The following is an 18,150-nucleotide window of genomic DNA, read 5'->3' as shown; positions in this document are numbered from 1 at the left end:
CTCACTCCCATGATGGTCCAATCACTTATTCAGCGATCCCGATACCAATGTTGATATAGTGGAAAACGCGATTCGGGCTTACCCGGTCAGGCGCTCAGGGCATCGGCGGATACGCCGTATACTTCGGCGGCGGCGTCGTGAAGCGCATGCAGCACCACGGTCGCCGCGGGCGAAAGCGCATGCGCTTGCCGCGTGATGATGCCGAATGCATCCATGCGGCAAGGCAGGTCGATTGCAAGACGCTTGAGCGTGCCGAAGCGCTCGTATTGCCGCGCCACTTCATCAGGCATGACGGCGAGCATGTCGCTCTGCAACAGAAGGCTCGATATCGCCAGAAAGTTGTTGGTGTTGACCACATTCCGCGGCGGGTTCAGCCCAAGCTCCGCGAACGCCATGTCGATACGATGCCGCAAGACACTCCCCGGCGGATGCAGCACCCATTCGGCGTCGGCGATACCGCTCATGGTGAGCCCCGCAGTCTGTTCGAGCGGATGCCCGGGGCGCACCACCACGCACAGCGGTTCATCGGCGATGGGCGCGTATTGCACGGCGGGCTTCAGTTGCACGTGCTGCTGGAGCACGCGGCCGATCATCACGTCGAGTTGCCCCTGCGTGAGAAGCGGCAGCATGACATCGGAAGTCTCCACCTGCAGCCAGATTTGCAGTTGCGGATACTGCGCCTTCACGCGTCCGATGGCGAGCGGAACCATTCTGGCCGCCGCCGCCGCGATCACGCCGACGCGCACTTCGCCCACCAGACCGGCGCGCAAGGCGGCAATCTCGTCTTGCGCCTTGTTGAGATTCGACAGCACCATGCGCGCATGACGGATCATCACTTCGCCGTAGAGCGTCGCCTGCATGCCGTGCGGCGTGCGATCGAAGAGACGCACGTCCAGCACATCTTCGAGTTCCTTCAGAAGCCGCGATGCCGCTGGCTGCGTCATGCCGAGGACATCGGCGGCACGGCGCACGTTGCCCTCTTCCTCCATCGCGGCGAGCAACAAGAGCTGGCGCGTCTTGAGCCGCGCGCGCACGAACCAGTTCGAGTGTCCCTGTGTCAATGCCGTCTCCCGGTTTTATGTTCGTGGTCGCCCGATGCCTGGCGTTATCGCCCGGCGCGCAACTCGCGCACGCCACGGCCGAGCCTGCGGCGCAGCAAGGTGCGCAAGGTCGCCGTATCGGCATAGCCGACTTCGCTTGCAATCTTCTCGATGTCGTAGCCGATAGCGACGAGGTGCTGCGCGCGTTCTATGCGCAAGTCCTGAAAGAATGCCAGCGGCGACTTGCCGAGCACCGACTCGGTACGGCGCTGCAACGTGCGCGGCCCGACCGACAAGGCACTCGCCGCCGCCTGAAGCGAAAAGCCCGCCGCGAGATTGTCGCGCGCCCATCGCTCGAAACGCGCGACTAAAGGGTCGGCATGCGCAAGATGATCGGGGATGATGTATTCCGCCTGCGACGCACGCTTGTCGATGAGCATCATGCGAGCGACACGCGTCGCCAGTTCGGGACTCGCCTGACGCAGCAACCATAGCGCGAGATCGAGATGACCCATTGCGGAGCCTGCCGTGACGACGCCTTGCGATGCGACGACCATGCGCGAATCGTCGAGCATGACGGCCGGATAGCGCTGTCGAAAAAACGGTGCAAGCGACCATGTGGTCGTGGCCTCGCGATGATCGAGCAAACCGGCTTCGGCCAATATGAACGTGCCGATGCACGCCGCCGCTACGCCCGCGCCCGCAGCGTGCCGCGCTTGCAGATAAGCGATCGCCTCGCGCGTGTCGCGACGTTCGAGCGCCTCGGCAAGCCGCTCCGGCTGCCTCACGTTCAGCGCGGGCACGACGATCCAGTCCGGCGACGGCGCGCTGCTCGCCGATTCGACCGAAGTCGACAAGCCATGCGCAGTGCGAATACGTCTGCGCATGCCGATGAGCCTCACCTCGAACGGTGCGGCCTCGAACCCTTGCGTGGCGGCCACTTCGTTGGCCATCGAAAAGGTATCGAGAAACACGGTCAGTCCGGTGTCGAACAGGCCGTCGAGCGCGAAGATTGCCAGTCTCATGTCGCAAATAGTGCTAATAATGTCATTTGCGACTATAGCCCCGTGCGCCCGGGCCGTCTAGACTGCACAGCAATCACACGCCATTGGAGCGCCCATGAGCCATCCGAAACCTGCCGACCTCGACCGCCCTATCTGGGAGGCGCTGACGACCCGACACGCACACCTCGCGCTCGGCGACACGCTCGTTCGTCGATATCATCCCGACGTCGCGCCGTTCGCCGCGCTGGCAACCGCAACGCCGGATGCGTATGACGCCCTTCACCGCCTTCTGCAGCCTGGGCAGCAAGTGGCCTTGCTCTCCACGGAGCCCTTGCCGTCATACGATGCCTTGCAGATAACGCGTGTCGGCATCCTTCATCAGATGGTCGCGAACACTCGCAAAGCGCCCAAAGCCGCAAGCGTCGAAAAGCTGGATGTGATCCGACTCACGCAGGCAGATAACGACGACATGCTGGATCTTGCCGGAAGAACGCGGCCCGGGCCGTTCTCCGTGCGGACCCGCGAGACGGGCAATTACATCGGCGTGCGAGACAACGGGCGACTCATTGCAATGGCCGGTGAACGCCTGCATCTGGATGGTTACGTCGAGATCAGCGCCGTATGTGTCGATGAAACGCATCGCGGCAGAGGCCTTGCCGGGCGGCTCATGCAGATCCTGCAACGAGAGATCGAGGCGCGCGCGGAGACACCGTTCTTGCACGTGTTCAGCGACAATCTCGCGGCTATCGGTCTATATGAACGTCTCGGCTTCGAGTTGCGGCGCGCGTTTCATCTCGCGCGAGTCGAGCATGCGGCCTCGCGCGAATTGATTTGAAGCATCAGGCGTCAGGCATCAAGGCGCGGTGCCGACCGGTTCGCCGCGCCGCTTCTCGGACACAGCCGCGAGCGTCACGCGATTGCGTCCGCCGCTCTTCGACACATACAAGGCTTCGTCGGCGCGGCGCATGGCGTCGTCGATAGTCGAGCCGCTATCGGGTCGAGCCACCACCACGCCGATGCTCACGGTCGTCGGGGGAAATTGCTGACGAAGTCGCGCGCCATTCGAATTGGCCACGTCGATACGCATGGCCTCCGCCACCGCCTCCGCGCGGCTGCGGGTGCAGTCGGCGAGCGCCACGACAAACTCCTCGCCGCCGTAGCGCGCGACTAGATCGTGCGGTCCTCTCGCATGCTTCACGAGACATTCGGCGATGAACTGCAACGCCCGGTCGCCGGCTTCGTGGCCGTGCGTGTCGTTGTAAGCCTTGAAGCGATCGGCATCGACGAAAAGCAGCGCGACCGGATAACCTTCGCGCGCCGCCGAGGTCCAGAGTTCGTCGAGCGCCGCATCGAGCTTGCGGCGGTTGGCGACGCCGGTCAGACCGTCCGTGTCCGCGATCTCGACGAGCTTCGCCTGCGCCGCGTCGCGCTGGCGCACCGCGAAGACCAGCAGCCAGACCACGATGGTGAACGCGCCCGCCACGGCCACCACCAGCGTGCCGATGATGAGCGAGTGCTGCTGCCACTCCGAGGTCACGTCGTCCTTTCCGAGCGCCACCATCATCACGAGATTGCTGCCGCGCACGCGCGCAAACGTCATGATGCGGTCGACGTTGTCGACGGGCGAGCGCGCGTCGAACGAGCCGCTCTCGACGCCGAACATCTTCGAGAAGATCGGCCAGCCGCGAATGCTGCTGACGCTGCCCGGACGCAGTTTCGGATTGCGCGCGACGATGTCGCCATCGCTCTGTACGATCGTCGCCGCGCTTTCGTGGCCGAGCCTGATGTCATCCACCAGTTGCTGGAAGTAATCGAGGTTGATGGAGATGAGCGCGACACCGCCGAAGCTGCCATCGGCTTTGGAAATCCGCCGGCTGAGGGCAATCGATGGCGCGCCGTTTCGCAGACGCGACGCGTACGGCTTAGAGATGAAGAGCCCGACATTCGGATTGGCGCGATGCACCGTGAAGTAATCCCGATCGGAGAGATCGACGGTCGGAAGAAGCCGCGCCCGGCCCTGCACGATCCGGCCGTGTTCGTCGAGCGCATAGATGCCGCTGATATAAGCGGCGGTGGTCGAACGGTCGAAGAGAATCTGCCGGCGCAGTTCAGGCGGCAGATTCAATATGGTTGGGTCCGCCATGCCGTCGACGACGGCCTGCAGCGAGAGATCGTAGATTTCGAGGTTTCTCGACATGTCGCGCGCGAGCGCCACCGCGACGTTCGCCGACGTGCGGCGCGCCTTCGCGATGGCTTCCTCGCGGCTCGAGATCAGCACCGCGACGGTGGCGATCAGCACGATGACGCTCGCCAGTGTCGCGCCGAGCGCAACCAGCACCGAGTGTCTGTCGACCCACGATGCCGGGCTTTCTGCTCGGACGCTCCTCTTGAACCACAGTCCCAACGATTCTCTCCTGCCGAACCCCGCCACGCGACGCTCGACGACTCGCTTTCTTATTCGTTGCTAAAGAGCCGGTTTAGCGGACTTCTGCTCGCTGTCCGCGCGGCTCGCATCAAGGTTTACGGCCAGATTGCGCAACTTTTGAGCCCGTGCCGGCCAAACGATGAACGCGGAGTTTACCGGAGCCCGAGCCAAGCGCCACGGCCATTCCGCTGCCGTCTAGCAATCAAAAAACCACAGGCAATTAAGTCGGCAACAAGCCGTGCTACCATCAACCGTATGAGTATTATGAAATAGTAGGTACGTCTTACGACGTCCAGACCTTTCCCGTTCGCCTGACAAAGCCCCCTTCGGCACGACGCGAGCAAGCTTAGCGGAGCGAACATCCGCAGCTAGGAACCAGGCGTGATACGGGGAGGAGGTCGCGGGCGCGCCACCGCCAAGGAATTTGAATCGATGTTTCGCGCAAACATGTGCCGGCGTCGGATGACTCCCCTTAGCGTGACCGGGGTGTTCAATGACTGAGTTCGCGACTCAACATTCCGACCCGTCGGACCGGGTTTCGTTTCCTCCGCTCAATTTCAGGGCTGCCCGCCGGCGGCTCGTCCTCGCGCTGACCGCCTCGGTGGTCGTGCCGCTGAGTCTGTCGGCGCTTTACGCCTACTACACCTATGAACGTGCGGTCGCGGAGCAGTCGGAGATACTCAATCGGCTGGCGTGGGTCGCGGAAGGCAAACTCACCAATCTGCTCGACTCGAACCGCGACCTCATCTCGCGCGTCCAGGACGTGGTCGGAACGGCGGACGAACGGCAGATTCTGCGCGAACAGGCAAGCCTGCACAGGAAACTCGAAGCGCTCGTCGCCAATCATCCGCAGGTCGTCGCGCTCTCCATCGTCGATAAAAACGGCCAGTTGATCGTCAGCAGCCGCTTCTCCCCGACGCCCGACGTCTCTATCGGCGACCGCGGCGACTTCATGGCGACGCGCGCGGCCTCCTCGCAGCTCTATGTCTCGCTGCCCGAGCGCGGCCGCGTTCAGGGCACCGATATCGTGAACACGCTCGCCGCCCGGACCGCTCCCGACGGGCGCTTTCTCGGCGCCATCGTCGTTTCCCTGCATCGCTCCTACTTGCTGCAGTTCTATCAGCGGCTCATCGCCGAGACGCCTGCGTTGACGGTCGGCCTCTATCGCGCCGACGGCGGCATTTTGCTTCGCCTGCCCGCGCCACGTCTGGCGAACCCGCCACCGAAGCACGAGCCTCTCGCGGCCGCGTTCGCGCGAGGGGCGGAACAGGGCATCATCAAGATCGATTCGCCGCTGGACGGCACCCGCAAGATGCTCGCGTACCGGCGCGCCGGTCAGTACCCCGTCTACGTTTCCGCCGGCTACGCAATCGACGATGTGGTCAGCAACTGGTTGCGCGACGACATGTCCCTCGTGGCCGTCGCGCTGATTCCTTGCATGTGTCTGTGCGTGCTGATCGTGTTTTCGCTGCGGCGTCTTCGCGCGGAGGAAACCTCCTGGCAGAACTGGCGGCGCGAGCTGTCGCGGCGCCGCTCGGCGGAAGCAGCCACGCGCAAGATGCAGCGCATGGGCGCGCTCGGCAATCTCGTCGCGAGCGTCGCCCATGACTTCAACAATCTGCTGATGGTCGTGACGGCCAACATGGAGATCGTCCGGCGCAAGAACTACAACGGCGTCAAGAACGAGATCGATGCAGTGGAGCGCGCCTCCACGAGCGCACGGGCGCTCGCGCGCCGTCTCATGAGCGTGGCGCGCCGACAGCCGTTGCAGATGCAGACGCTGCTACCCGGCGCGTGGCTGCTCGAAACCGAGGCGCTGATCCGCTCGGCTGTAAGCAGCAAGGTCGCCGTGCAGATCGAAGTGGCGGAGGCGTCGTGGCCGATCAAGGTCGATCCGTCGGAGATCACTTCGGCGATCATCAACATCGCGGTCAATGCAAAGGACGCGATGCCGCAAGGCGGCACGTTTATCGTTCGCTGCAGGAACGTGGCGTTATCCCAAGGGCGCTACGAGCTCGAAGCCGGCGAGTATGTCGAATTCTCCTGCCAGGACAGCGGCACCGGCATGACGCGAGAAGTCGCGCAGCACGCGTTCGAGCCGTTGTTCACGACCAAGCAGGCTGGCGCGGGAACCGGGCTCGGCCTTGCACAAGTGCTCGCCATGGCCGAACAGGCGGGCGGCAAGGCACGCGTGGAAACCGATGTCGGGCGCGGCACCACAATCTTCTTCTACCTTCCGCACTGGACGGCGGGCGTCACGGAAGCATCGCCGGCGGAGCGCGAGGGTGCCATCGAACCGGGCGGCGCGAAGTCCACCATCCTGCTCGTCGAAGACAACGAGGAAGTGGCGGCGGGGCTCGTCGCCGTTCTCGATGTGCTCGGCTGGAGCGCGCGCCACGAGCCTTCCGGCGATGCCGCGCTCAAGGTGCTGGAAGAAGGCCTCGAATTCGACCTCGTTCTGTCCGACATCCAGATGCCCGGAACTTGCGATGGCATCGGCCTCGTCGAATGGATCAAGCGGCAACGCCCCAAGCAGGCCGTGACGCTGATGACGGGTTATGCGGAGCATCTCGAACAGGCGCGACGGCTCGGTGTCGCCGTGCTGTCGAAGCCGTTCAACGCGGACGATCTGGACATGTTGCTCAAGGGCGTGGCGCTATCGTCACGCCATGCGTGAAACTTGAGCGTTGAATTTCGAACCGGCGTTCGCAAGTTTTCTCAAGTCCGCGACCTTTCGGTCGTTAATCTGGTCACGGATTGATTGTGCAAGAGACTGCCGCTGATTCAGGCGATCGTCAATCACATAAAGCGCTGCAGTCCCAGGGGGTTGTCAAAAGTCTGATTCGCTGCGTGGCGACTTGAAGGGCGTGCGAGAGCACGCCCTTTCTTTTGGACGGTCGTAACGCTCGATGACTTTCTTCAAAGGCTGCGCAACCAGTCTTGCCAATGCGGCGCCTCGATCACCGAGCGCGCGCGCATGAACTTCCACGCGCCGTATTTGGCGTAGTCGAAATCGAGCGTGGAGATTTCGTTCTGCAACATGGACCAAGTGGCCCACTTGATATCGGCGAGCGCCTTGTGCACGGTGACGCGTGCCATGACGTCGTTGCTCACGCGGCCGAAGTATGTCTCGACCAGTTCCGCTTCCACGTCGACCGTGAAGAACATCTCGCCGGAGAGCGCGCCGATGTCATAACAGCGGTCGTTATTCGATGCGTATTCGTAGTCGATAAGCAAGATTGTACCCGCGTCGTCGCGCAGAAAATTGCCCGGCATGGGATCGTTGAAGCACGGCACGATATCCAGTCCCGATGCCTCCAGCGCCGCGCGCGCCTCGCGATAGCGCGCGTGAATCAGCGCGAAGTCGGCGGGCAGCGTGCCGCCTACTTCATGCACTTGCGCGACGTGTTCATCGATCAGATCGAAAATGGTCTTCGTGAGCGGCAATGGCGGCGCGCCGTGCAGCGTGCGATACGCGTGCATGACCGAAGCGCGCACGTTGCGCTCCAGAAAGTCGCGGTTCGAGCAGGTCGCGCGGCCTTCGACGAAGTCGTTGATCTCCACGCCCTGCTCGAAAGCATAGTCGTAGAGACGCGGACCAATGCCGATCTGCTCCGCGAGCCGGCTTGCGGCAAACGCAGCCTTGCGATCGATGAACTGCTCCGTGCCCCGGCCCGGCACCTTGACGAAATAGCTTTGCGCTTCGCCGTCGACCCACACGCGCCAGTTCGTGTTGCTGATGCCGCCCAACACGGGCGCATAGCGCAACGCGCGGCCCGACCACGGTTCGATCCTTGCAAGCACCGCTTCCACCTCGCGCTCGGCGTCGCACGCGGCGGCGCCAATCGTCTTGATCTGCATGAGCATGACCTCTCAAATCGATGCCGGCGCGGCGTCGAGGTTCCAGCGCGGCAGCGCCATGGAGCAACGCAGCAACCGCCATTGCGCATACTTGAGGAATTCGACGTTGCGGCGCGGCGAGTCGCGGTCCATGCGCATGCCCCACAAGCCCCAGCGCAAGTCGTCGGCGAACGCGTAGGCGCGGCAGCGCGCGAGCATGCGTTCCGAGGCAGCGCCCATCGACATTTCGATGGCCTGCATCCAGTCGTGTCCGAAGCCAAGCACTTCATTCAACGTGACGGCCAGGTCGAACGCGGGATCGGTGTTCGCGGCTTCGTCGAAGTCCACCAGCATGAGTGCGCCATCGTCGTGCAGCATGACGTTCGATGTCACGCCGTCCGCGTGGCAAGGGCGAACGTCGGCACCGGCCGCGTCGATTGCCGCGCGCAAGTCGCCCGCGAGATCGACCCAAGACACCTGATCCGGCGTCAACGGCATGCCTTCGGCAAGATGCTCGATACGCTCGAAAACGTTCGTCGTGCGCGCAAACGCGGGCAGCGAATGGATGGCGCGCTTCGCTTGCAGGAGCACGTCGAGCGTGGCGGGTCGTGCGAGATCGTCGAGATGCGCGGTGCGCCAGCCGTCATCGAGAAAGTCGAAGACGGTCGCGCCGTGTGCTTCGCTCACGTAGTGCGCCGCCGGCGCGATGCCCAGCGATGCCGCCGCTCGCGCCGCAAGAAACGACGCGCCGGTATCGATGGATTCTGTCAGATCGCCGTGCGCCACTTTCATGAAGAACGTCGCGCTGTCGTCCACGCGCACGCGCCAGGCGCTATGCGACACGCCGCGATGCATCGGCGACATGACCGGCGCAAACGCGGGTTCGTGGCGTACGTCGACACCGCGCCATGCATCGATCGAGGCGATTGCCGCTGCGGCCGCTCTGGCCGCCACTTCGGCGGGGTTGCGCTCGCGCGCGGTCGTGTTCATCGCCGAGGCTCCCAGGCGGCCGCCGCGACCGGGTCGCCGCGCGATACACACAAGCGATACGCCGCGCCCATGAGCACGGTCATGCCCGTGTCGAGGTCCTCGCCATGCGTCTCTTCGTTCTCGTTATGCGCGATGCCGCCCACGCTCGGCACGAACATGAGCCCGGTCGGGCAGACATCGAGCAGGCTCAACGCGTCGTGGCCCGAAATGGTGTCGATGTCGCGGCTCTGCACGCCCGCCGCGCGCGCGCAAGTCCGCACGAGATTGCCCACTGCGGGCGGCAGTTCTCGGATCGGCCGGCTCGTGCGGCTCAGGATTTGCACGCCCACGTTCGCACGCTTCGCGGCTGCGTCGATGCACGCGAGAATGCGCGCTTCGGCTTCGCGAAGAATGGCGTTATCCACGGCGCGCAGTTCCACGGACAAGTCGGTTTGCGCCGGCACCACGTTCGGCGAGTTCGGCTGCACGACGAGCCTGCCGACAGAAGTATGGATGCGCTCCGGCCATTCGTCCGCGATGGCGCGCACGTCGCAGATCAGCTGTGACGCAGCGAAGAGCGCGTCGCGCCGCGCGTGCATCTTGGCGGGCCCCGTGTGCGCCTGCTCGCCCATGAAGCGCACGTCCATTTTCGCGGCGCCCCAGTTGCGCGTCACCACACCGACAGGCACCGATTCGGCTTCGAGCAAACCGCCTTGCTCCACATGCATTTCGACATAGCACGCGGGCACGGGCGGCGGCGCATCCACGCCGTCATGACCGATGGCGGCAAGCGCTACGGCGAGCGTCACGCCGTCGTCGTCGATACTGGCGAGGGCATCGGCCACGGCGATCTTGCCGGTGAACGTGCCGCTGCCAAGCAGGCTCGGACGAAAGCGCGCGCCCTCCTCGTTCGTCCAGTTCACCGCGCAGAAGTTGGCGTTGAAAGATGCGCCCGCGCGCCTCGCCAGCATCAGCCGGCGGCCCGCCTCGAACGCGGCAAGCACGCCCAGCACACCGTCGAAGCGTCCGCCGCGCGGCTGGCTGTCGAGATGCGAACCCATCATGACGAGCGGCGCATCGACCGCGTCGGTCAGGGTGAAAACGCCGAACTGGTTGCCCACCGCATCGGTGACGACATGCGCGCCGGCATCGCGAAGCAGCGTGGCGAAGGCATCGCGCGCCGCGCCGTCTGCCGCGCTCGCACAGAGGCGCGTGACGCCGCCCGTCTTCAAGCCGCCGAACGCGGCAAAGCGCGTCAGCAAGGCCGCAAGCGTACCCGGTTCACCCGCGCCGAGCGCCTCAGGCATGAATGATTGTGATGTCATGCTCGGCGAATTTATCCATGAAAGGCTTGGGCGGCGCGCGGTCGCACACCACCGTGACAGGTTGGGAAATGGGAAAGGTGTTGAGATAAGCTTCGCGCCCGAACTTGTCGATATCCGCGAGAATCACCGAATGACGTGTCTGCGACTTGAGCACGCCGCGCAAATTGGACTCGTGTTCCTCGTAGTCCATCCAGCCGTGATTCAGGTCGCACGCCGCGATGCCCATGAACGCGGCATCGTAGAAAAAGCGTCTTGCATAAGCGAGCGTCTCGTAACCCACGAGTGCGTTGTCCTTGCCGCGCAACATGCCCGGCGTGAGGTTGACGCGGCTCACGCTCGTGCCGAGCAAGAGCGCGATGTTGATGGAGTTGGTCGTCACCGTCACGTTACGGCCGATCAGCCGCCGCGCGAACGCAATGGTCGTCGTGCCCGAGTCGATGAACACCGACATGCCGTCTTCAATGAGCGGTTCCGCAAGTTCCGCCACGCGCGCCTTCCCCTTTACATTGACCTTGCCGCGTTCGGTCACGGGCCGCTCGACATCGAGCCGTGGCAACACGGCGCCGCCGTAGATGCGGCGCAGCAAGCCGCTTTGCTCCAGTTCCTTCAGATCGCGCCGGATGGTTTCCTCGGCGACGTCCAGTATCTTCGCGAGCGGCGTAACCGAAACGCGGCCCTCGTCGCGAAGGCGGGTGAGAATTTCTTGGTAGCGGTGCTCGGACATGGTCTCGTTACTGGAAACTGCCTCGTCTCTCGCGCGCTCCTCAAGCGGTCAGTTCGGGGACGCGCCGATGACGTCCGGCGACCTCGTAATCGTAAGCCATGGCGAGCAGCGCCGGCTCGCTGAAGCGCCGTCCCACGAAGATCAGGTTGAACGGCGAACCCGATTCGTAATAGCCGGCGGGAATGGTCACGCCCGGCAATCCGGCGATGTTGATTTCGCAGACCGTGGTCTCGTGCAGTGTCTCGATCCCCTCGCGCGGCGGCAAGGCGTCGCGCAATTGCGGGAATACGAGGCCGTCGAGCGCGTGCTTCGTCATCACGTCTTCGAAGATGGCGAGATAGGTTTCGCGCAACGCATAGAAGGCATCGATGACAGGCGGCGCGGCTGCATCGCGCAGATTGGCGGCCATGTCGGGCAGGCTCGACATATAGGTCAGCACGCCCGTTGCGCCGAACGGATCTTCGGCGCGCGTCGCTTCGACGAATTGCGTCCATGTCGTGATGGCGTTGCCGGGTCCCAGGCGTTCGAGGTACTTCTGCATGTCGTAGGGCAGGCTTTCCATGCCGCGCGCGTCGAAGTAATCGGAGCCCGGCGCGGGCATGCCGAGTGCCGCGAAGCCGCTGCCGGCGAAGGGATCGTCGACGAGCACCGCACCGCGCGCTTCGAGTTCCGCCTGCGCGCGCTCGTACAAGTGACGCGTCTCTTCCGACAACGCGCGATCCCGCCATCCCGGTCCGTACAAGCCTAGACGCTTGCCTTTGAGCGCATCTTCACGCAGTCCCGCGGCATAGCCGCCAGCGGGCTTCATGCCGACGCCCGCCACCGTCTTCAAATCTTCCGCCGAGAATCCGGCCAGCACATCGAGCGTGAGCGCGGCATCGCGTACGCATCGGGCGATCGGACCGACGACATCGCGCGTGCTGCCCGCAAGCGGCATCACGCCGGCATTCGGCACGAGCGCGAAGGTCGGCTTGATGCCGACGAGCGCCTGCGCCGACGCCGGATTCTGGATCGAACCGCCCGTTTCTTCCGCGAGACCGAGCACCGCCATGCTGCCCGCCACGGCGGTGGCCGTGCCGGCGCTGCTGCCGCCCGGCATGAACGCGGTATCGACGGCATTGAGCGTCGGACCCGCCCAGCTATCGTTGGCGTGCGAGCCGGTGGCACTCAGCACCGGCACGTTGGTCTTGCCGAGGATCACGCAGCCCGCCGCGCGCATGCGGGCGACGACCGGCGAATCCGTCGATGGCATCAGGTCCACGCCGCCCGTCTTGCTGTAGAGCAGCGTCCAGCCGCCGGTCGTCGGAAAGCCTGCCATGTCCATCGTGTCCTTGACCACGACCGGCACGCCAGCGAGCGGCCCGAGAGCCTCGCCAGCGGCGCGGCGGCGGTCGATCTCGCGGGCATCGTCGAGCGCGGCGGGGTTCAGGAAGTTGAGCGCCACGTAGCGCGGGTTGTAGGTCGCGATGCGATCGAGGAACGCGGCCGTCAGCGTCTCCGACGTGAACGCGCCGCTCGCAAAGCCGGCCTGGACTTGTTCGACCGTCAGCTCGGTTACATCGATAGTTTTCGTCATGATGTTTGATCGCTTGCTTATGGATTGGCGGAAGGAAGGCGCGTCAGGCAATGCCCGCGAACTCGTCGAGCATGGCGGGATCGGTGACGATCTCGGGCGGAATCTCGCGCGTGACCGTGCCTTTCTGCAGGATCAGAATGCGCTCGGACAGCGACGCGATGAAGTTGAGGTTCTGTTCGACCAGCAGCACGGTCAGGCTGCGTGCTTCGGCCACGCTCTTCAACGTGTCGATGATTTCATCGATGATCGAAGGCTGAATGCCTTCGGTCGGCTCGTCGAGCAAGATGATCTTCGGGCCGCCGCACAGGCATCGCGCGAGCGCGAGCAATTGCTGTTCGCCGCCCGACAGCGCGCCGCCCGGCCGGTCGAGATAAGCCTTGAGCCGCGGAAAGAGCCCGAGAATGTCCTCGATGGTTTCGCCTTCCGCGCGCTTCGACAACAAGCATCCGACACGCAGGTTCTCCATCACCGAAAGCTGCGGGAAGATCTCGCGCCCTTGCGGCACATAGCCGATGCCCGCTTTCGCCCGCGCCGTCGCCGACAGATGCGTGATGTCCGCGCCGTTGAAGCGCACGTGTCCCGCCGTGGTCGGCAAATGGCCGGTGAGCGTGCGCAAAAGCGTGGTCTTGCCCATGCCGTTATGCCCGAGAATGCCGACGCGCTCGCCTTCCCTCACCGTGAAATTGACCTGATTCAGAATGGGAATGCGCCCGTAGCCCGAACAGAGTTGCGAGACTTCGAAGAGAATCGTGTCGCTCATGCCGCGCGCCTCCCGAGATAAACGTCCTTGACGCGCTGATCGGCGAGCACCGTATCCACGGAACCTTCCACCAATACCGCGCCTTGCGAGAACACCGTGACCGTGCGCGCGATCATGCGGATGAACTGCATGTCGTGCTCCACCACCACGAGCGCCTGCGTGCGGTTGATTTCCTGAATCAGCTCCGCCGTGCGATGCACTTCGTCGTGGTTCATGCCGGCGGCGGGTTCATCGAGCAGGATGAGTTCGGGTTGCTGCGCGAGGACCGTTGCAATCTCCACCCACTGACGCTGACCGTGCGCGAGCTGGCCCACGATACGGTTCGCAATGCTGTCGAGCTTGAGCCGCGTGAGGGTTTCATCGACGATGCGCCGCGCCTGCGCTATCGACTTCCTGCGTCCCGCGCCGATGAACACGTTCTCGCGCACCGAAAGCCCGTTGAAGACATTAGGCACCTGCGTCTTGATGCCCACGCCCAGCCGCGCGATCTGATGCGGATTGCTGCCGGTCACGTCGTTGTTACGAAAGTGGATGCTGCCTTCGGTCGGCTTGAGCTGTCCGGTGAGCATCTTGAAGAAGGTGCTCTTGCCGGCGCCGTTCGGTCCGATCAGGCAGCGCAGTTCGACTTCGCGCAAGGAGAAGTCCACCTCGCGCACGGCGGTCACGCCGCCGAAACGCATGGTGACGCCCTTGGCCTGAAGAAGCGGAGGAAGCGCGTTCATGGGCGTGATTCCGGGTTGGCCGCCGCGTTGGGCGCCACGGCCTTGACTTCTTTCGATGAGCTGAACACGCGCAACATCGCCGAGCGCACGACCGGCACCACGCCCTGCGGCACGAGCAGCACGAAGGCCACGAGCACGATGCCAAGCCCGAGGCTCGGGTCGATTACATGCTGCGTGCCCGCCACGTTGATCAGATACTGGATCGCGACCGCGCCGAGAATCGGCCCGATGAGCGTGCCGAGCCCGCCGATCAGCACGGAGATGATGACCTGCGCGGACATCGTGAGCGCGAACACGGTCGGGCTGATGAAGCCGCCCCAGTTGGCGAAGAGACAGCCCGCAGCCCCCGCGATGCCCGCACCCGTCACGAACGCGAGCAGCTTGAAGACGCGCGGGTCGTAGCCGATCAGCATGGCGCGCGTTTCGTTTTCGCGGATCGCCACGACGACGCGGCCGAAGCGCGACGCGAGTATCCACTTGAGGAGCGCATACGCCACGATGAGCGTGCCCATTGCGACATACCACACGCCGATCTGATCGAGCGGCTCGTCGGGCGCGCCGGGCGGCGCGAGCACGGGTATGGCGGGGATGCCGTTGAAGCCGCCGAGCACCGCTTCGCCGATGTGATACTGGCTGCCCGAAGTCGAGTTCATCAACTCGAACAGGATCACGGACACGGTGAGCGTGATCACGCCGATATACGCATCGCTGATACGCCCGAAGAACATGAAGTAGCCGAGCAAGGCCGCGAACAGCATGGGCGCGACGATCGCGAGCGCGGCGGAAACGGTGGTGTCGCCGAGATTGATGGCGGCAATGGCATAGGTATAGCCGCCGATGCCGAGGAACGCCGCCTGCCCGAACGAGAGGATGCCGGCGTAGCCCCACACGAAGCCCTGGCTCAAGCCGTAGACCGCCATGGCCGCGAAGAGCGTGGCCTGCATCACGCCGAACGCACTGATGGTTTTCGGCAACGCGAACATGACGACGAGCGCGACGATGATGACGGCGCCCGCGCCGCCCAGACGAAGCGATTTCATGAACTGCGCCTCAGGAATCGACCAGTGATGCCTTGCGGCAGGATGCGGATCAGGAGCACCGCGGAAGCAAGCAGCGCGATGTCGCCGATGACCGGCGTCGACAGAAACGACACGATCTCGTTGATGAAGCCGAAGAGCCCCGCCGCGAGCCCAGTACCCGCGATGATCGCCGGACCGCCGCCCAGCACGGTGATGAACGCCTTCGCGATATACGCGGCACCCATGCCCGGCGATACACCCGAGATCGGCGAGAGCACGCCGCCCGCGAGTCCCGCGAGCGCCGCGCCCAGCGAGAACGTCGCCATGTACACCGCCGACGGCCGCACGCCGAGCGACGCGGCCATCGCCGGATTCTGCATGGTGGCGCGCAGGATCAGGCCGAAGCGCGTCTTGCGCAGGAGCAGCAGCATCGCGACCATCACGACCACGCAGACGCCTATCAGCACGAGGCTATAGGCGCTCACGTGATACTGCCCGATCGAGAAACTGCCCACGGGCATGGGCACCGACTTGATGACGTTGCCGAAGATCGACGTAATGAGCCCGATCAGCCCGAGACTGATACCCCAGGTCGCGAGCATGGTGTCCATCATCCGGCCATAGAGAAAGCGGATGATGACGCGCTCGAACAGCAGCCCGAACAGTCCGACCACGATGGGCGGCAGGATCAGCATCGAGATCCAGATGTTGATCCCGGCCGTGCTGGCCGTCACCGCCGTGTATGCGCCGAGCATCATGAACTCGCCGTGCGCGAGATTGATGATGCGCATCATGCCGTAGATGACGCCCAGCCCGATCGTGATCAACGCGAGCGTGGCGATGCCCGTCAGCACGTTGAAGGCGAGCAATCCCACGAGATCCGTTGCCATCGCTTCGACTCCGCTCAGACTTGCGGCGTGAACTGCTTGTTGGTGCGCGGCGACTTGATGAGGTCGCACGCACCGCCGGTATCGGACGGGAACTGGTCGTTGAAAGTCTGCAGGATCTCCCACTTCTGGTTCTTCGGACGCGCGAGATAAGCGTTGCGAATGGTGTGATGCGTGGCCGGGTCCATCTTGACCTTGCCCGAAGGCCCGTCGATGGTGATGCCCGTTTCGAGCGCCGCCACGACCTTCGCCTGCTCCACGGAACCGGCCTTCTTCACCGCTTCCGCCCAAAGCATGATGCCCTCGTACGTCGCGGTATCGAGTTCGCCGAGGTCGGTCAGACTCGGGCCGTATTTCGCCTGCATGCCTTTGACGAAGGCATCGGCGGCGGGCGTGCCGAGGTTGTTGTAGAACCCGAAGCAGGTGATGATGCCGTCGGTCGTCGCGGCATCCATGGTGGTGAGTTCGTCGCCGAGACCGAACACGGTCGCGCCGATCGGAATCTTCGACTTCATGCCGGCCGCCGCCCATTGCCGATAGAAGCCGACGTGATTCGCGCCGACGAGCGCCGAGAGCACCATGTCGGGCTTGGCTTCCTGAATGCGGCTGATCGTCGATGAAAAATTGGTGACATCGAGCGGAAAGAAGTCCGTAGCGACCACCGAGCCGCCCGCGGCCTTCACGAACTTGGTCATCCAGCTTGCGGTGATATGACCGTAGTTGTAGTCGGCGGCGATGATATAGACCTTCTTGCCCCAGTTCTTCATCGCGTAGTCGACGATATGATTCACCGTCTGCGCGGGCGTCGTGCCGGTACAGAACACGTTGCGGTCGCACACGCCGCCTTCGTACTGCGTGTTGTAGAAATAAAGCGTTTTGCTGCGATCGAAGATCGGCCGGATGGCTTCGCGCGACGCCGAGGTAATCCCGCCCTGAATCACGTCCACCTTGTCTTGCAAGACGAGTTGCTGCGCGTACTGCGTGTAAAGCTGGATGCTGCTCTGTGTGTCGTAGGCAATCAGCTTGATGGGACGCCCAAGCAGGCCGCCCTTGTCGTTGATCTGATTGACGGCGAATTCGGTTGCCTGAATCATGCGACGGCCTTCGAGGCCGAGCGCACCGGTTCCGTCGAGCAGGCTGCCGAGCTTGATCGGTTCGGCCGCCTGTGCGCTACGGGTCACGTAAGGCCCGACCAGCGCGCCGACGGCTGCCGCCGCACCGAACTTCAACGCTTTACGACGTGATCCGGATTCCATTGTCATCTGTCCGCTCCGCATGCGAGATGTGTTTGATCTGCCCGGTTCAAGTGTACGAAGCCAAAATAAAGCAAACTATTTGTCAATAAAAACCACAGAACGGGCAAATCGGGCATCGACTTGGTATGAGGAATCGACGTCATTCGACGCGATGGCCGCAAGTCGGCTCATCGGTTCGCAAGAGGCCGAGCGCTCTAGGCCCTGCGCGCGGTGTGTCCGCCCCTCAAGGGCGAACGCGGCTTGCGTTCGAATTCGACGATGTCGGCGTCGCGATGCGTGGTTGGAGCGAAGGCGGCTCGGAGCGACAGCGGCGTGTCGGCAATGCTGCGTTCAAGGCCAACACGACACGACATTCATCGAACATCGAGCCTCATGACGGGTATCCGCCAAGTTGAATAATCTCGTGATCCAAACTATATTCAAAGGCAACATCTGCCACGCTCGACGAACGTTCGGGCATTCCGATCAGACCAGGAATACCTAGCATTCCGATGTATTCCCGATGCCTGCTTTCGACCCACTTCCCTGGTGCAGTTAATCGTCACGGCACGGTCACGATTCATGCCGGCGACCGCCCCGCCCGCTGACGCGGCGAACGAACCG

15 protein-coding genes are annotated in these 18,150 nt (G+C 63.8%); 2 read left to right on the top strand and 13 right to left on the bottom strand.

Annotation, left to right across the window (positions count from 1 at the left end; translation table 11 throughout):
- Positions 1-86: 86 nt before the first annotated feature.
- Both NCR98_RS24040 and NCR98_RS24035 read right to left on the bottom strand, forming a co-directional pair.
- Positions 87-1,061 carry a LysR family transcriptional regulator gene (locus NCR98_RS24040; RefSeq protein ID WP_250494288.1) on the bottom strand — a complete coding sequence of 325 codons (975 nt, stop codon included), beginning with the start codon at positions 1,059-1,061 and terminating at the stop codon, positions 87-89.
- A gap of 44 nt (positions 1,062-1,105) precedes the next feature.
- On the bottom strand, positions 1,106-2,065 hold the full coding sequence (locus NCR98_RS24035) for a GlxA family transcriptional regulator (RefSeq protein ID WP_250527523.1): 960 nt from the start codon (positions 2,063-2,065) through the stop codon (positions 1,106-1,108).
- A gap of 94 nt (positions 2,066-2,159) precedes the next feature.
- Here NCR98_RS24035 and NCR98_RS24030 point away from each other — a divergent pair, with 94 nt between their 5' ends.
- Positions 2,160-2,879, top strand: a complete 720-nt coding sequence (locus tag NCR98_RS24030) for a GNAT family N-acetyltransferase (RefSeq protein ID WP_244830240.1) — start codon at positions 2,160-2,162, stop codon at positions 2,877-2,879.
- Between the two features lie 18 nt (positions 2,880-2,897).
- Here NCR98_RS24030 and NCR98_RS24025 read toward each other — a convergent pair whose 3' ends face one another.
- Entirely contained in the window at positions 2,898-4,448 is a 1,551-nt protein-coding gene (locus NCR98_RS24025; RefSeq protein ID WP_250527522.1) for a GGDEF domain-containing protein, read from the bottom strand.
- A 514-nt stretch (positions 4,449-4,962) separates the two neighbouring features.
- On the opposite strand from NCR98_RS24025, the gene NCR98_RS24020 reads away from it, so the two are divergent.
- Positions 4,963-7,146 carry a hybrid sensor histidine kinase/response regulator family protein gene (locus NCR98_RS24020; RefSeq protein WP_244830238.1) on the top strand — a complete coding sequence of 728 codons (2,184 nt, stop codon included), beginning with the start codon at positions 4,963-4,965 and terminating at the stop codon, positions 7,144-7,146.
- A gap of 242 nt (positions 7,147-7,388) precedes the next feature.
- On the opposite strand, the gene NCR98_RS24015 is transcribed toward NCR98_RS24020, so the two are convergent.
- From NCR98_RS24015 to NCR98_RS23970, 10 genes are read right to left on the bottom strand one after another with little or no spacing between them, the layout of a single operon-like run.
- Entirely contained in the window at positions 7,389-8,330 is a 942-nt protein-coding gene (locus NCR98_RS24015; RefSeq protein ID WP_250527521.1) for a choline kinase family protein, read from the bottom strand.
- A 12-nt stretch (positions 8,331-8,342) separates the two neighbouring features.
- Positions 8,343-9,299 carry a phosphotransferase gene (locus tag NCR98_RS24010; protein WP_250527520.1) on the bottom strand — a complete coding sequence of 319 codons (957 nt, stop codon included), beginning with the start codon at positions 9,297-9,299 and terminating at the stop codon, positions 8,343-8,345.
- Positions 9,296-10,603: a Zn-dependent hydrolase gene (locus tag NCR98_RS24005; protein WP_250527519.1), complete on the bottom strand. Its 1,308-nt coding sequence runs from the start codon at positions 10,601-10,603 to the stop codon at positions 9,296-9,298. Before NCR98_RS24005 ends, NCR98_RS24010 begins: the two co-directional genes overlap by 4 nt.
- A complete protein-coding gene (locus NCR98_RS24000; RefSeq protein ID WP_250511126.1) occupies positions 10,578-11,327 on the bottom strand; it encodes a DeoR/GlpR family DNA-binding transcription regulator in 750 nt (249 codons plus the stop codon). The genes NCR98_RS24005 and NCR98_RS24000 overlap by 26 nt, the downstream gene beginning before the upstream one ends.
- Before the next feature lie 40 nt (positions 11,328-11,367).
- Positions 11,368-12,903, bottom strand: a complete 1,536-nt coding sequence (locus NCR98_RS23995; RefSeq protein ID WP_250527518.1) for an amidase — start codon at positions 12,901-12,903, stop codon at positions 11,368-11,370.
- Positions 12,904-12,946: 43 nt separating this feature from the next.
- On the bottom strand, positions 12,947-13,663 hold the full coding sequence (locus tag NCR98_RS23990; RefSeq protein ID WP_244830232.1) for an ABC transporter ATP-binding protein: 717 nt from the start codon (positions 13,661-13,663) through the stop codon (positions 12,947-12,949).
- Positions 13,660-14,385, bottom strand: coding sequence for an ATP-binding cassette domain-containing protein (locus tag NCR98_RS23985; RefSeq protein ID WP_250511124.1), 726 nt, complete (start codon positions 14,383-14,385; stop codon positions 13,660-13,662). Before NCR98_RS23985 ends, NCR98_RS23990 begins: the two co-directional genes overlap by 4 nt.
- Positions 14,382-15,425 (bottom strand): branched-chain amino acid ABC transporter permease, encoded by a 1,044-nt coding sequence (locus NCR98_RS23980; protein ID WP_244830230.1) that lies wholly within the window; start codon positions 15,423-15,425, stop codon positions 14,382-14,384. Before NCR98_RS23980 ends, NCR98_RS23985 begins: the two co-directional genes overlap by 4 nt.
- Positions 15,422-16,294: a branched-chain amino acid ABC transporter permease gene (locus NCR98_RS23975; RefSeq protein WP_250468144.1), complete on the bottom strand. Its 873-nt coding sequence runs from the start codon at positions 16,292-16,294 to the stop codon at positions 15,422-15,424. The genes NCR98_RS23980 and NCR98_RS23975 overlap by 4 nt, the downstream gene beginning before the upstream one ends.
- 14 nt (positions 16,295-16,308) lie before the next feature.
- Positions 16,309-17,553, bottom strand: a complete 1,245-nt coding sequence (locus NCR98_RS23970) for an urea ABC transporter substrate-binding protein (RefSeq protein ID WP_244830228.1) — start codon at positions 17,551-17,553, stop codon at positions 16,309-16,311.
- Between the last annotated feature and the right edge of the window lie 597 nt (positions 17,554-18,150).

Source organism: Caballeronia sp. GAWG2-1 (genome assembly GCF_023631405.1).
Classification (GTDB): Bacteria; Pseudomonadota; Gammaproteobacteria; order Burkholderiales; family Burkholderiaceae; genus Caballeronia.
The sequence above is the reverse complement of the archived record's forward strand: the minus strand, read 5'-3'. Positions and strand labels throughout refer to the sequence as shown.